Origin of the sequence: Streptomyces sp. SCSIO 75703, from assembly GCF_036607905.1 — a bacterium.
Classification (GTDB): domain Bacteria; phylum Actinomycetota; class Actinomycetes; order Streptomycetales; family Streptomycetaceae; genus Streptomyces.
The window spans coordinates 5,532,754-5,547,139 of sequence record NZ_CP144555.1; the positions used below are offsets into that span (position 1 = coordinate 5,532,754).

Sequence of the window (14,386 nt, forward strand, 5' to 3'; positions counted from 1 at the left end):
CTTCTCGGCCGGCGGTCTCCGGCGGCGCCGGGGCGGGACGGGACTCCCGGCCCCGTGCGGGCGGCCGGCGCCGGTCCCGGGAGGACCGCCGCCGGCGCGTCGGCGTCGTCGGCCCGGTCAGCTCTCGTCGAGCCAGCCCATGGTCCGTTCGACGGCCTTGAGCCAGCTCTCGTACTCACGGTCGCGGGTCTCCGCGTCCATGCGGGGGGTCCATTCGGCGGCCCGCCGCCAGTTGGCGCGCAGGTCGTCGGTGCCGTTCCAGAAGCCGACGGCCAGACCGGCGGCGTAGGCGGCGCCGAGGCAGGTGGTCTCGGCGACCATCGGGCGCACCACGGGGGCGTCCAGGAAGTCGGCGAGGGTCTGCATCAGCAGGTTGTTCGAGGTCATGCCGCCGTCGACCTTGAGCGCGGCCAGTTCGACGCCGGAGTCCTTGGTCATCGCGTCGGCGATCTCCCGGGTCTGCCACGCGGTCGCCTCCAGCACGGCGCGCGCGAGGTGCGCCTTGGTGACGTAGCGGGTCAGGCCGGCGATCACGCCGCGGGCGTCGGAGCGCCAGTAGGGGGCGAACAGGCCGGAGAAGGCGGGCACGAAGTAGGCGCCGCCGTTGTCCTCGACGGACAGGGCCAGGGTCTCGATCTCGGCCGCGGTGGAGATGAGGCCCATCTGGTCGCGCATCCACTGCACCAGCGAACCGGTGACGGCGATCGAGCCCTCCAGGGCGTAGACCGGCTCGGCGTCGCCGATGCGGTAGCCGACGGTGGTCAGGAGCCCGCTGTACGAGTTGATGATCTTGGAGCCGGTGTTCATCACCATGAAGGTGCCGGTGCCGTACGTCGACTTGGTCTCGCCCTCGGCGAAGCAGGTCTGCCCGAACAGGGCCGCCTGCTGGTCCCCGAGCGCGGAGGCGACGGGGACGCCGCCGAGCAGTTCGCCGAGTCTGCCGCCCTTGATCTCGCCGTAGACCTCCGCGGAGGAGCGGATCTCCGGGAGCATGTGCCGGGGCACGCCGATGGACTCGCAGATCTTCTCGTCCCACGCCATGGTGTGGAGGTTCATGAGCATGGTGCGCGAGGCGTTGGTGACGTCGGTGACGTGCCGGCCGCCGTCGACGCCGCCGGTCAGGTTCCAGATGACCCAGGAGTCCATGGTGCCGAAGAGCAGGTCCCCCGAGGCGGCGCGCTCGCGCAGGCCCGCCACGTTGTCGAGGAGCCAGCGGGCCTTGGGCCCGGCGAAGTAGGAGGCGAGGGGGAGCCCGGTCTCGCGGCGGAAGCGGTCCTGGCCGACGTTGCGGCCCAGCTCCCGGCAGAGCGCGTCGGTGCGGGTGTCCTGCCAGACGAGGGCGTGGTGCACCGGCTCACCGGTGGTCCGGTCCCAGATCAGCGTGGTCTCGCGCTGGTTGGTGATGCCGATCGCCGCGATGTCGGCGCGGGTGAGGCCGGCCTTGCCGACCGCTCCGGCGACGACCTCCTGCACGTTGGTCCATATCTCGGTGGCGTCGTGCTCGACCCAGCCGGGACGCGGGAAGATCTGCTCGTGCTCCTTCTGGTCGACGGCGACGATACGGCCGTCCCGGTCGAAGACGATGCACCGCGAGGACGTCGTGCCCTGGTCGATCGCGGCGATGAAGGGCCCGTGGCCGTGCGAGGCGATCTTGGCGGAGTGGTCGTCGGTCACTGTGTGCTCCTGGGGTCTGGGGGTCTCGGTCGGGGGCGAACCGGCGGGTACGGCGGGTGCCGTGCGGCGGGCCGGGCCGGGTGCCTAGGCGAACGCCAGGTTGTAGACGCCCGCCGCGGCGGCGCCGCCGATCAGCGGGCCGACGACCGGCACCCAGGCATAGGTCCAGTCGGAGCCGCCTTTGTTGGGCAGCGGCAGCAGGGCGTGCACGACGCGCGGTCCGAGGTCGCGGGCCGGGTTGATCGCGTATCCCGTCGGTCCGCCCAGCGAGAGGCCGATCGAGACGACCACCAGCGCGGTGATCAGCCCGCCCAGGGTGCCGAGGCCGTTGCCCTCGTCGTTCAGGCCCTGGGTGAGGACGGCGAGCAGCAGGACGAAGGTGCCGATGATCTCCGTGGTGAGGTTCTGCGCCGCGTTGCGGACCTCGGGGCCGGTGGAGAAGACGCCGAGGACCGGGCCGGCCCCCTTCTCCCGCGCCTCGACGGCCTTGGCGGCGGAGGTCTTCTGCGCGCCCGGACCGCCGACGATCTCGCGGTCGGTGAGGTGGGCGTGGAACTGTCCGTAGTAGGCGGCCCAGACCAGGGTCGCGCCGATCATGGCGCCGAGGAACTGGCCGGCGAGGTACACGGGGACGTCGTTCCACCGGCCGTCCTTGAACGCGATGCCGACGGTCACGGCGGGGTTGAGGTGGGCGCCGGAGAGCGGGGCCGATATGTAGACGGCCGTCATCACGGCGAAGCCCCACCCGAAGGCGATGGCGAGCCAGCCCGCGTTGCGGGATTTGGACGCTTTGAGGGTGACGGCGGCACACACGCCGCCGCCCAGCAGGATCAGTATGGCGGTCCCTATGGTCTCGCCGATGAAGATGTCGGAGCTGGACACCCGCGACTCCTTTGTCCTTCGTCCAGGGGAAGCCGAACCCCGGGTCCCTCCGGGTGTTCCGGCGCCCTCGGTGTGAGAGCGATGGCGGCCCTTGGCGTTGCCACACTCTAACGCGTATGTCCGGAAGGTGTTCGACAATGCCGACCGATGGACGGGAGTCTTGCCTGGCGTCCGTCATGCGTCAAGGGTTCCGTTATCGGAAACGTGAAGCCGATTGATCGCCGTCTCTTATCAGTCCCCGGAAAGAGGGCGGGCGAAAACCGCCGGGCACGGCCGCACCGTCACCGGGCGGGTCGTCAGAGGGCGGGTCGTCAGGGCGCGGGTCGTCACCGGGCGGGTCGTCAGCGGACGGGCCGTCGGGAGGCGGGGCGTCACCGGCCGGGCCGTCAGGAGGCGGGCCCGTGAGCGGGGCGGGGTGGCCTGGGGCGAGAGGGGGGTGGGGTGGCCTGGGGCGAGAGGGGGTGGGGTCCGTGAGCGGGGCGGGGTCCGGGAGGGGGAGGGGTCTCGGAGGGGAACGGGTCGGGGCCCGTCCTCAGAACCGTCCCGCGCCCAGGTCCCGGGAGACCGCGCGGGCGCAGTCCCGCACCGCCGCGATCAGCTCCGGCCGCAGTTCCCCGTCCCGGCACAGCCGCTCCACCGCGCCGGTGACCCCCACCGCGCCGACCGGCATCCGGCGCCGGTCGTGGATGGGCGCGGCGATGGCCGCGACGCCCTCCCAGGTCTCCTCGACGTCGGCCGCGTACCCCCGCGCGCGGGTGAGGTCCAGCACGTGCTCGAACCCCTCGGCGCCGCACACCGTGCGGTCGGTGAACGCCTCCCGCTCGCCCTCCAGGGCCTGGCTGCGCGCGACCGGGTCGTAGGCGGCGAGCACCTTGCCGAGCGCCGTGGAGTGCAGCGGCTGCATGGCGCCGATCTCCAGCACCTGGCGGCTGTCGTCGGGGCGGAAGACGTGGTGCACCACCAGGACCCCGCCCTGGTGCAGTACCCCCAGGTGGACGCTCTCGCCGCTGGAGCGGGCCAGGTCGTCCGTCCAGACCAGGGCGCGGGCCCGTAGCTCGTGCACGTCGAGGTAGGTGGTGCCCAGGCGCAGCAGTTCGGCCCCGAGCTGGTACCGGCCCGACGCCTCGTCCTGCTCGACGAAGCCCTCGTGCTGGAGGGTGCGCAGGATGCCGTGGGCGGTGCCCTTGGCGAGGCCCAGCGACGAGGCGATGTCCGACAGGCCGAGCCGGCGCTCACCGCCCGCGAGCAGGCGCAGCATCGCGGCCGCCCGTTCGAGCGACTGGATGTTCCGAGCCATCGACGTACGCCTCCGTCTCCTGGACCGCCGCTCCCGGCGTCTCTCCGACCGCAGCTCCGGCGTCACAGACGCCGTTCGGCAATGCCGAACACTACCGGTCGATGCCGACCTCCCGCCAATGGTCGGCGGGCCACTGTCCCACCCCCGCCCGGCCGGCGGCCCGCCGGCCGCCCACCGACGGACCGGCACCGCCGCCCGGCCCTGCGACGTCACCTCTCCGAGCGCATTCCGGCCGCCGGACGCGTCCGTCTCGTGGACGCCCCCGCCCGCCGTCCGCCGGTCCCGGCTAGGCTGGCGCCGTGCGTGTGGTCCCGGACGTCCCCTGGGGGCGGTGCCGGGCCGGCGCAAAGCCGACAGCCGTCGCATTCTAGGGAGCCCCTTCATGGCCTCGTCGCCGTCCACCCCGTCCGCCGACACCCGGACCCGTGTCTCCGCCCTCCGCGAGGCGCTCGCCACCCGCGTGGTGGTGGCCGACGGCGCCATGGGCACCATGCTCCAGGCGCAGAACCCCACGCTGGAGGACTTCCAGCAGCTCGAGGGGTGCAACGAGGTACTGAACCTGACCCGGCCGGACATCGTCCGCTCGGTGCACGAGGAGTACTTCGCGGCCGGCGTGGACTGCGTGGAGACCAACACCTTCGGCGCCAACCACTCCGCCCTCGGCGAGTACGACATCGCCGACCGCGTCCACGAACTCTCCGAGGCCGGCGCCCGCGTCGCCCGCGACGTCGCCGACGAGTTCACCGCCCGCGACGGCCGCCCGCGCTGGGTCCTCGGCTCCATCGGACCCGGCACCAAGCTGCCCACCCTCGGCCACGCCCCGTACACCACCCTGCGCGACGCCTACCAGCGCAACGCCGAGGGACTGGTCGCGGGCGGCGCCGACGCGCTGCTGGTGGAGACCACGCAGGACCTGCTCCAGACCAAGGCGTCCGTGCTCGGCGCCCGCCGCGCCCTCGACGCCCTGGGCCTCGACCTGCCGGTGATCGTGTCCGTCACCGTCGAGACCACCGGCACGATGCTGCTCGGCTCCGAGATCGGCGCCGCGCTGACCGCCCTGGAACCGCTCGGCATCGACATGATCGGCCTGAACTGCGCCACCGGCCCGGCCGAGATGAGCGAGCACCTGCGCTACCTGGCCCGCCACTCGCGCATCCCACTGTCCTGCATGCCCAACGCCGGACTCCCCGTCCTCGGCAAGGACGGCGCCCACTACCCGCTCACCGCCCCCGAACTCGCCGACGCCCAGGAGACCTTCGTCCGGGAGTACGGCCTCTCGCTGGTCGGCGGCTGCTGCGGCACCACCCCCGAGCACCTGCGCCAGGTCGTCGAGCGGGTCCGCGGCCTCACCCCCGCCGAGCGCGACCCGCGCCCCGAGCCGGGCGCCGCCTCGCTCTACCAGACCGTGCCGTTCCGCCAGGACACCTCGTACCTGGCCATCGGCGAGCGCACCAACGCCAACGGCTCGAAGAAGTTCCGCGAGGCCATGCTCGCCGGCCGCTGGGACGACTGCGTGGAGATGGCCCGCGACCAGATCCGCGAGGGCGCCCACATGCTCGACCTCTGCGTCGACTACGTGGGCCGCGACGGCGTCGCCGACATGCGGGAACTGGCCGGACGGTTCGCCACCGCCTCGACGCTGCCCATCGTGCTCGACTCCACCGAGGTCGACGTCCTGCGCGCCGGGCTCGAACGGCTCGGCGGCCGGGCCGTGATCAACTCGGTGAACTACGAGGACGGGGACGGCCCCGACTCCCGGTTCGCCAAGGTCGCCCGGCTGGCCCAGGAGCACGGTGCCGCCCTGATCGCGCTCACCATCGACGAGGTCGGCCAGGCCCGCACCGCCGAGAAGAAGGTCGAGATCGCCGAACGGCTCATCGCCGACCTGACCGGCAACTGGGGCATCCGCGAGGAGGACATCCTCATCGACTGCCTCACCTTCACCATCTGCACCGGCCAGGAGGAGTCCCGGGGCGACGGCGTGGCCACCCTGGAGGGCATCCGCGAACTGAAGCGGCGCCACCCCCGGGTGCAGACCACGCTCGGTCTCTCCAACATCTCCTTCGGTCTCAACCCGGCCGCCCGCATCCTGCTCAACTCGGTCTTCCTCGACGAGTGCGTCAAGGCCGGCCTGGACTCGGCCATCGTCCACGCCTCCAAGATCCTGCCGATCGCCCGTTTCGACGAGGAGCAGGTCACCACCGCCCTGGACCTGATCCACGACCGCCGCCGCGAGGGCTACGACCCGCTGCAGAAGCTCATGCAGCTCTTCGAGGGCGCCACCGCCAAGTCCCTCAAGGCGTCCAAGGCCGAGGAACTGGCCGCGCTGCCGCTGGACGAGCGCCTCAAGCGCCGCATCATCGACGGCGAGCGCAACGGTCTCGAAGAGGACCTGGAGACCGCGCTCACCACCCGTCCCGCGCTGGAGATCGTCAACGAGACGCTCCTGGACGGCATGAAGGTGGTCGGCGAACTCTTCGGCTCCGGACAGATGCAACTGCCCTTCGTGCTCCAGTCCGCCGAGGTGATGAAGGCGGCCGTGGCCCACCTGGAGCCGCACATGGAGAAGACGGACGAGGACGGCAAGGGCACCATCGTGCTCGCCACCGTCCGCGGCGACGTGCACGACATCGGCAAGAACCTCGTCGACATCATCCTCTCCAACAACGGCTACAACGTCGTCAACCTCGGGATCAAGCAGCCGGTCTCCGCCATCCTGGAGGCCGCCGACGAGCACCGGGCCGACGTCATCGGCATGTCCGGCCTCCTGGTCAAGTCCACCGTGATCATGAAGGAGAACCTGGAGGAGCTGAACCAGCGCGGGCTGGCCGCCAAGTTCCCCGTGATCCTCGGCGGCGCCGCCCTCACCCGCGCCTACGTCGAGCAGGACCTGTACGAGATCTACGACGGCGAGGTGCGCTACGCCCGCGACGCCTTCGAGGGCCTGCGGCTGATGGACGCGCTCATCGGCATCAAGCGCGGCGTGCCCGGCGCCCAACTGCCGGAACTGCGCCGGCGCCGGGTCCGCGCGGCGGCCGTCGAGGTCGAGGAGCGCCCCGAGGAGGGCCACGTCCGCTCCGACGTCGCCACCGACAACCCCCTGCCCGAGCCCCCCTTCCGGGGCACCCGGGTGATCAAGGGCATCCAGCTCAAGGAGTACGCCTCCTGGCTGGACGAGGGCGCCCTCTTCAAGGGGCAGTGGGGACTGAAGCAGGCCCGCACCGGCGAGGGCCCCACCTACGAGGAACTCGTCGAGACCGAGGGCCGGCCCCGGCTGCGCGGACTGCTGGACCGGCTCCAGACCGACAACCTGCTGGAGGCGGCCGTCGTCTACGGCTACTTCCCCTGTGTCTCCAAGGACGACGACCTGATCGTCCTGGACGACTCCGGCAACGAGCGCACCCGCTTCACCTTCCCCCGCCAGCGGCGCGGCCGGCGCCTGTGCCTCGCCGACTTCTTCCGCCCCGAGGAGTCCGGCGAGACCGACGTCGTCGGCTTCCAGATCGTCACCGTCGGCTCCCGCATCGGCGAGGAGACGGCCCGCATGTTCGAGGCCAACGCCTACCGCGACTACCTCGAACTGCACGGACTGTCGGTGCAGCTCGCCGAGGCCCTCGCCGAGTACTGGCACGCGCGGGTCCGCGCCGAACTGGGCTTCGGCGGGGAGGACCCGGCCGTAATGGAGGACATGTTCGCCCTGAAGTACCGGGGCGCCCGCTTCTCCCTCGGTTACGGGGCCTGCCCCGACCTGGAGGACCGCGCGAAGATCGCCGACCTGCTCGGCCCCGAGCGCATCGGCGTGCACCTCTCGGAGGAGTTCCAGCTCCACCCCGAGCAGTCCACCGACGCCATCGTGATCCACCACCCCGAGGCGAAGTACTTCAACGCCCGCTGACCCCGCCGGCTCCTCCGTCCGGGCGGTCCCGGACGCCACACCCGGCGTTCCGGTCCCGCACGACGTACACTGGTCGGTCCCCTGCAGGCCGGTTCCCCCCGTGGGAACCGGCCTGCTCGTCCCCCAAGGAGGTACGTGGATGACCAGTACGGTTCCCGCGCTCGGCACCCGTACGGCCGAAGGCTCCGCCCTGCAGGCCGTGCTCCTCGACATGGACGGCACCCTGGTGGACACCGAGGGCTTCTGGTGGGACGTGGAGACCGAGGTCTTCGCCTCCCTCGGCCACACCCTCGACGACTCCTGGCGCCACGTCGTCGTCGGCGGCCCCATGAGCCGCAGCGCGGGATTCCTGATCGAGGCCACCGGCGCGGACATCTCCCTCGCCGAGCTGAGCGTCCTGCTCAACGACGGGTTCGAGGAGCGCATCCACCGCGATCTGCCGCTGATGCCCGGCGCCCACCGCCTGCTCGCCGAACTCTCCGCCCACGAGATCCCGACGGCCCTGGTGTCCGCCTCGCACCGGCGCATCATCGACCGGGTGCTCACCACCCTCGGTCCCCAGCACTTCGCGCTCAGCGTCGCCGGCGACGAGGTCCCGCGGACCAAGCCGCACCCCGATCCCTACCTGGCCGCCGCCGAGGGTCTCGGCGTCGATCCGGTCCGCTGCGCCGTCGTCGAGGACACCGCGACCGGGGTCGCCGCCGCCGAGGCCGCCGGCTGCCACGTCGTGGCCGTGCCCTCCGTCCACCCCATCACCCCGGCCCACCGCCGCACCGTGGTCGGCTCGCTGGAAGAGGTGGACCTGAATTTCCTGCACGGCCTGATGACGCGAATGCGCTAGTCCTTCACTCAGCGTGCGGTCTCGATAACAGCCGAATTCCGGTAAGGGGCGTCTGCTGGAACGCAGGCCCGTGACCCGTATTTTCCGGTGCCGCATATCACCGAATACGTGGGTCCGCACCCGAGGGGGTTGATGTGACGTTTCCCACCCCCTGGGGGGTCGACAGGGCGCGCAGATTGTGCTGCCGATCGTGCCGGAGAGGTTTTCGGGGGGGCCATGTGTCCCGATTGGGGAGAGGCTGCACGAATCCTTCCTCTGTCGGGTTTTCGGTGTGTCCACACCCGGTTTCGCTCCGTGATGAGCCCTCAACTCCGGTGGCTGTGAGTCCGCGTGCGGGCGCGGACTAATCTCGTGGCGAGAACCTCGGCAACTATCCCCGTGATCCGCCGCGACACCCCTGCATGCCGGATACACGGACCGACAGCTCTGGAGAAACTCGAGCATGAACCGTAAGACTTTGGTGCTGCCGGCCGTCGTCGGCCTGCTGGCGCCGGTGCTCGCCGGTTGCGGCGGGTCCGACGGTGGCAGTGGCGGCGGTGCGATCGTCGTCGGCACCACGGACCGGTTCACCGCCTCGAAGGAGGTTCCCGCGCCCTTCGACCCGGCGTACGCCTACGACGTCGGCTCCTGGAACATCCTTCGGCAGACCGTGCAGACGCTGATGACCCAGCCGCGCGGCGACGGCGAACCGGTGCCCGAGGCGGCCGAGAAGTGCGGCTTCACCGACACCGCCTCCGAGCGCTACGCGTGCACCCTGCGCGACGGCCTGAAGTTCGCCAACGGCGACCCCGTCACCGCGGCCGACGTGAAGTACTCCATCGACCGCGCCCTGGCCATCGAGGCCGACAGCCAGGTCTACGCGCTGCTCTCCACCGTGGACACCGTGGAGACCCAGGGCGACCGCGAGGTCGTCTTCCACCTCAACACCGCCGACGCCACCTTCCCGTTCAAGCTGTCGACCCCGGTCGCCGGCATCGTCAACCCCGACGACTACGAGAAGGACAAGCTGCGCGAGGGCTTCGCGGTGGACGGCTCCGGTCCGTACCGCCTGAAGAGCGAGGTCAAGGACGGCGAGCTGGTCAAGGCCGTGTTCACCAGGAACCCCCACTACAAGGGGAGCCTCAAGGTGAACAACAGCAAGGTCGAGATGGTCTCCTTCGCCGACGCCGAGGCCATGGGCGACGCCATCGAGAAGGGTGACATCGACGTCATGACACGTGCCATGACGCCGTCGCAGATCCAGAAGCTCTCCACCACCACCGGCGGCGAGGTCTCCCTCATCGAGGTCGCCGGCCTGGAGATCCGCTACCTTGCCTTCAACACGGACGCGCCGACCGTCAAGGCCAAGGCCGTGCGCCAGGCGATGGCCCAGGTCATCAACCGCAGCGAACTGGTCTCCGAGGTCTACGGCTCGCAGGCCGAACCGCTGTACTCGATGGTCCCGGCCAGCATCACCGGCCACTCCAACTCGTTCTTCAACACGTACGGCGACCCGAGTGTCAACAAGGCCAAGCAGATGCTGCAGGACGCCGACGTCGACATCACCACGCCGCTGAAGCTGACGCTGCACTACACCACCGACCACTACGGTGCCGCGACGAAGGACGAGTTCGAGCAGCTCCAGAAGCAGCTCAACGGCAGCGGCCTGTTCGACGTCGACATCAAGGGCACGCCCTGGAAGGACTTCCGCTCGGCCGAGCTGAAGGGCGAGTACGACGTCTTCGGCATGGGCTGGTTCCCGGACTTCCCCGACGCGGACAGCTTCATCGCGCCGTTCCTCGACAAGGACAACACCCTCAACTCGCCGTACGCGAACGCCGAGGTCATCGACAGCCTCATCCCGCAGTCCCGGCGGGAGGCCGACCGGCTCTCCGCCGCCGGCAGCCTGACGCGGATCCAGGACATCATCGCCGCGGACGTCCCGCTGATCCCGCTGTGGCAGGGCAAGCAGTACGTCGCCGCCCGCGACGACATCACCGGCACGGCCTACGCCCTCAACTCCTCCTCCACGCTCCAGCTCTGGGAGCTGAACCGGGGCGTCAGCGGCTGAGCGCACCGGACCCGTACGACACGTGGGGCGCCCCCTTCCCGGAGGAAGGGGGCGCCCCACGCCGTTGCGGCACCCGGCCCGCGCTCCCGGACGCTACTGCGCGCCGGGACGCACCAGTCCGCTCTCGTACGCGTACACCGCGGCCTGCACCCGGTCGCGCAGCCCCAGCTTGGTCAGCACATGGCCCACGTGCGTCTTGACGGTGGTCTCGCTGACGAAGAGGTCGGCGGCGATCTCCGCGTTGGACAGGCCGCGGGCGACCAGCTTGAGCACCTCCACCTCGCGGTCCGTCAGCGTGTGCAGGGTGTCCGGCATCGGCTCCTCGCCGGAGGGCAGGTGGGTGGCGTACTTGTCGAGCAGCCGCCGGGTGATGGAGGGGGCGAGCATCGCCTCCCCGCCGGCGACGACCCGGATCGCCTGCACGAGTTCGTTGGCCGGGGCGTCCTTCAGCAGGAAGCCGCTGGCGCCCGCCTTGAGGGCCTCCACGACGTACTCGTCGAGGTCGAAGGTGGTCAGCACCAGCACCTTGGCCGGGCCGTCCCGCTCGGGTCCGGTGATCTGCCGGGTGGCCTCCACGCCGTCCATCCGCGGCATGCGGATGTCCATCAGGACCACGTCGGGCTGGAGCGCCCGCACCTGATCGAGCGCCTGGAGGCCGTCTCCCGCCTCCCCGACGACCGCGATGTCCTGCTCGGCCTCCAGGATCATCCGGAAGCCCGTGCGCAACAGCGGCTGGTCGTCGACGAGTAGGACGCGGATGGCCACGTGAGTCTCCTTCGCTAGTCCGGGCCCATTCTGCCCTGCGGCGGGCCGCCGGACGGGGCCGCCCTCACGACGGGCAGCGGGTAGGGCGGGGGAGTGCCGCCGAACTCCGGGCAGTGCTCCCGGTGGTCGCACCAGTCGCACAGGCGGGTGGGCCGCGGACGCCAGTCCCCGGTCTCCGTCGCCAGCCGGATGGCGTCCCACAGCGCCAGCAGCTTGCGCTCGACGCGCTCTAGGTCGGCGGGGACCGGATCGTAGGTGAGCACCTCACCGCTGCCGAGGTAGACGAGCTGGAGCCGCCGCGGCACCACCCGCTTCAGCCGCCAGACCACCAGCGCGTAGAACTTCATCTGGAACAGCGCTTCCTCGGCGTACTGCGGCCGGGGCGCCTTGCCCGTCTTGTAGTCGACGATCCGCACCTCGCCGGTGGGCGCCACGTCGACCCGGTCGATGATGCCGCGCAGCCGCAGTCCGGAGTCCAGCTCGGCCTCCACGAACAGCTCCCGCTCGGCCGGCTCCAGCCGGCTCGGGTCCTCCAGGGTGAACCAGCGCTCCACCAGCCGCTCGGCCTCCCCGAGCCAGCGGGCCAGCCGCTCGCCCCCCGGATCGTCCGCGAACAGCTCCACGACCTCGGGCCGGGTCTCCCGCAGCCGCTCCCACTGACCCGGGACCAGGGCCTTGGCCCGCGGCGCGGTCCGCTCCGCCGCCGGGGCGTCGAACAGCCGCTCCAGCACCGCGTGGACCAGGGTGCCCCGGGTCGCCGCCTCGCTCGGCTTCTCGGGCAGCCGGTCGATGACCCGGAAGCGGTACAGCAGCGGGCACCGCATGAAGTCGCCGGCGCGGGAGGGCGACAGCGAGGCGGGGGGCAGGGCGACGGGCACGGGGGCGGCGCCCGGCGCGGACTCGGGTGCCGGGGTGGACGGGGGCGCGGGGGCGGTGGCCGCCGCCGCGGCGGGACCGGACGCGTCCGCGGCGCCCTCGGTGCTCGTCTCCATGCCCCAGACCTTACGGCCCGCCACCGACAGTGACCCAGCCGCGGTGGTGAGGGCCGAGGCGTGCGGCGGGGCGGGGCGGGAACGAGCCGGGGATGCCACGGGGGCGCCAGGGGGTGCCGGGGCGGAACGGGGCGCCCCGGCCGCATACCATCGACACGAGACCCTTCCGCCCGGCAGGCGCGGAAGACGCTTCGAACGAGGGGACACCGTGAACGTGAGCGGCGGGAGCGGGCACCCGCGGTCCGGCGACGACCAGCCGGCCGAGCCCCACACTGGGCCCGGAACCCCGGCCGCCGGCCCCGAGCACCCGGACCCCACGACCCCCGGGGCTGCCACCGGGGGCACGGACGGCGGGGAGCGCCCGGAACACGCGGAGCGACCGGAACCCCCGGAGCGCGCGGACGAGGGCGCGCGCGAGGCCCGTGGTGCCGGTGAGCCCGAGGACACGGACGAGACCCGAGGCGCCGGCAGTACGGAAGAAACCGGTGGTACGAGGGGGACCGGCGGTTCGGAAGAGGCCGGTGGTACGAGGGGGACCGGCGGTTCGGAAGAGGCCGGTGGTACGAGGGGGACCGGTGGCACGGGGGAGACCTCCGACGGCCCCCGCCACCACCGTGACCACGCGCACCCCGAACACTCCGCCCACCACCAGCACGCCGGCGGCCACGCCGGCCCCGTCGAGCACCCCACCCCCAGCGCTCCCCGCTCCGAGGCCCACACGGACGGCGGCACCGGTGCCCCCGGCGGTCCCGGCGCCCCCCGCTCCGAGGCCCACACCGGCGGCACCGGCGAGGGTCCCGGCAAGCCCCCGCAACGGCCCGAGCCCGGGGGAGGGCTGCTCATGGGGCGGCTCTTCGGCGTCCCCGTGTACGTCGCCCCGAGCTGGTTCCTGGTCGCCATCCTGATCACCTGGGTCTTCGGCGGCCAGCTGGAGCGCGTACTGCCCGAACTCGGCGCCGCCCGCTACCTCGTCTCGCTCTTCTTCGCCGTCGCGTTCTACGCCTCCGTGCTCATCCACGAGCTGGCCCACACCGTCATCGCGCTCCGCTTCAAACTCCCGGTGCGCCGCATCCAGCTCCAGTTCTTCGGCGGCGTCTCCGAGATCGAGAAGGAGGCCGAGACCCCGGGCCGCGAGTTCGTCCTCGCCTTCGTCGGACCGCTGCTCTCCCTCGTCCTCGCCGGAGTCTTCTACGGCGCCCTGCTCGGCGTGGAACCGGGCACCGTCCCCGGCGTGCTCCTGGCCGGCCTGATGATCTCCAACCTCATCGTGGCCGTCTTCAACCTGCTCCCCGGCCTCCCCCTGGACGGCGGCCGGATGCTGCGCGCCGTCGTCTGGAAGATCACCGGCAAGCCGATGAGCGGTACGGTCGCCGCCGCCTGGGTCGGCCGGGCGCTCGCCGTCTCCGTCCTGATCGGCCTGCCGCTGCTCACCCAGTCCGGGGCGCTCGGCTCGCCCGCGCAGAACAGCGTCGGCATGGACACGGTGATGGACGCGCTGCTGGCCGCGATCCTCGCCGCGATCATCTGGACCGGCGCCGGCAACAGCCTGCGCATGGCCCGCCTGCGCGAACACCTCCCCGAGCTGCGCGCCCGCGCCCTCACCCGGCGCGCGGTCCCGGTCCCCGGCGACACGCCCCTGTCGGAGGCGCTGCGCCGCGCCAACGCCTCCGGGGCCCGCGCCCTGGTCGTCGTCGACGGCGAGGGCCACCCCGTCTCCCTGGTCCGGGAGGCCGCCATCGTCGGCGTGCCGGAGCACCGCCGCCCCTGGGTCGCGGTCAGCACCCTGGCCCACGACATCACCGAGGGCATGCGCGTCTCTGCCGAGCTGTCCGGCGAGGAACTCCTCGACGCGCTGCGCACCACCCCGGCGACCGAGTACCTGGTCGTCGAGGAGTCCGGCGCGATCTACGGCGTGCTCTCCGCGGCGGACGTGGAGAAGGCGTTCGTCAAGGCGATGGCCCGCCCCTCGTGACCGGCCCCTCGTGACCGG

Annotated in this window: 9 protein-coding genes; 4 read left to right on the forward strand and 5 right to left on the reverse strand. The window is 71.9% G+C overall.

Translation table 11 applies throughout. The annotated features are described in order from the left end of the window. Nucleotides 1-117: 117 nt before the first annotated feature. The 3 genes from glpK to VM636_RS24380 all read right to left on the reverse strand — a co-directional run bounded on the left by glpK (nt 118) and on the right by VM636_RS24380 (nt 3,853). Entirely contained in the window at nt 118-1,674 is a 1,557-nt protein-coding gene (gene glpK, locus VM636_RS24370; protein ID WP_053913529.1) for a glycerol kinase GlpK, read from the reverse strand. A gap of 84 nt (nt 1,675-1,758) precedes the next feature. After that, nucleotides 1,759-2,556: an MIP/aquaporin family protein gene (locus VM636_RS24375; protein ID WP_030418066.1), complete on the reverse strand. Its 798-nt coding sequence runs from the start codon at nt 2,554-2,556 to the stop codon at nt 1,759-1,761. A 532-nt stretch (nt 2,557-3,088) separates the two neighbouring features. Then, nucleotides 3,089-3,853: an IclR family transcriptional regulator gene (locus VM636_RS24380; RefSeq protein WP_030418067.1), complete on the reverse strand. Its 765-nt coding sequence runs from the start codon at nt 3,851-3,853 to the stop codon at nt 3,089-3,091. A gap of 382 nt (nt 3,854-4,235) precedes the next feature. On the opposite strand from VM636_RS24380, the gene metH reads away from it, so the two are divergent. The 3 genes from metH (at nt 4,236) to VM636_RS24395 (ending at nt 10,639) form a co-directional block, all read left to right on the forward strand. After that, nucleotides 4,236-7,748: a methionine synthase gene (gene metH / locus VM636_RS24385; protein WP_030418068.1), complete on the forward strand. Its 3,513-nt coding sequence runs from the start codon at nt 4,236-4,238 to the stop codon at nt 7,746-7,748. 139 nt (nt 7,749-7,887) lie between these two features. Then, nucleotides 7,888-8,589 carry an HAD family phosphatase gene (locus VM636_RS24390; protein WP_030418069.1) on the forward strand — a complete coding sequence of 234 codons (702 nt, stop codon included), beginning with the start codon at nt 7,888-7,890 and terminating at the stop codon, nt 8,587-8,589. 442 nt (nt 8,590-9,031) lie between these two features. Then, nucleotides 9,032-10,639: an ABC transporter substrate-binding protein gene (locus VM636_RS24395; protein ID WP_053913526.1), complete on the forward strand. Its 1,608-nt coding sequence runs from the start codon at nt 9,032-9,034 to the stop codon at nt 10,637-10,639. A gap of 93 nt (nt 10,640-10,732) precedes the next feature. On the opposite strand, the gene VM636_RS24400 is transcribed toward VM636_RS24395, so the two are convergent. Both VM636_RS24400 and VM636_RS24405 read right to left on the reverse strand, forming a co-directional pair. Beyond that, a complete protein-coding gene (locus tag VM636_RS24400; RefSeq protein ID WP_030418071.1) occupies nt 10,733-11,404 on the reverse strand; it encodes a response regulator transcription factor in 672 nt (223 codons plus the stop codon). Nucleotides 11,405-11,418: 14 nt separating this feature from the next. Continuing rightward, a complete protein-coding gene (locus tag VM636_RS24405; protein ID WP_030418072.1) occupies nt 11,419-12,396 on the reverse strand; it encodes a RecB family exonuclease in 978 nt (325 codons plus the stop codon). A gap of 208 nt (nt 12,397-12,604) precedes the next feature. On the opposite strand from VM636_RS24405, the gene VM636_RS24410 reads away from it, so the two are divergent. Next, nucleotides 12,605-14,368, forward strand: a complete 1,764-nt coding sequence (locus tag VM636_RS24410) for a site-2 protease family protein (RefSeq protein WP_338485725.1) — start codon at nt 12,605-12,607, stop codon at nt 14,366-14,368. Nucleotides 14,369-14,386: the final 18 nt, after the last annotated feature.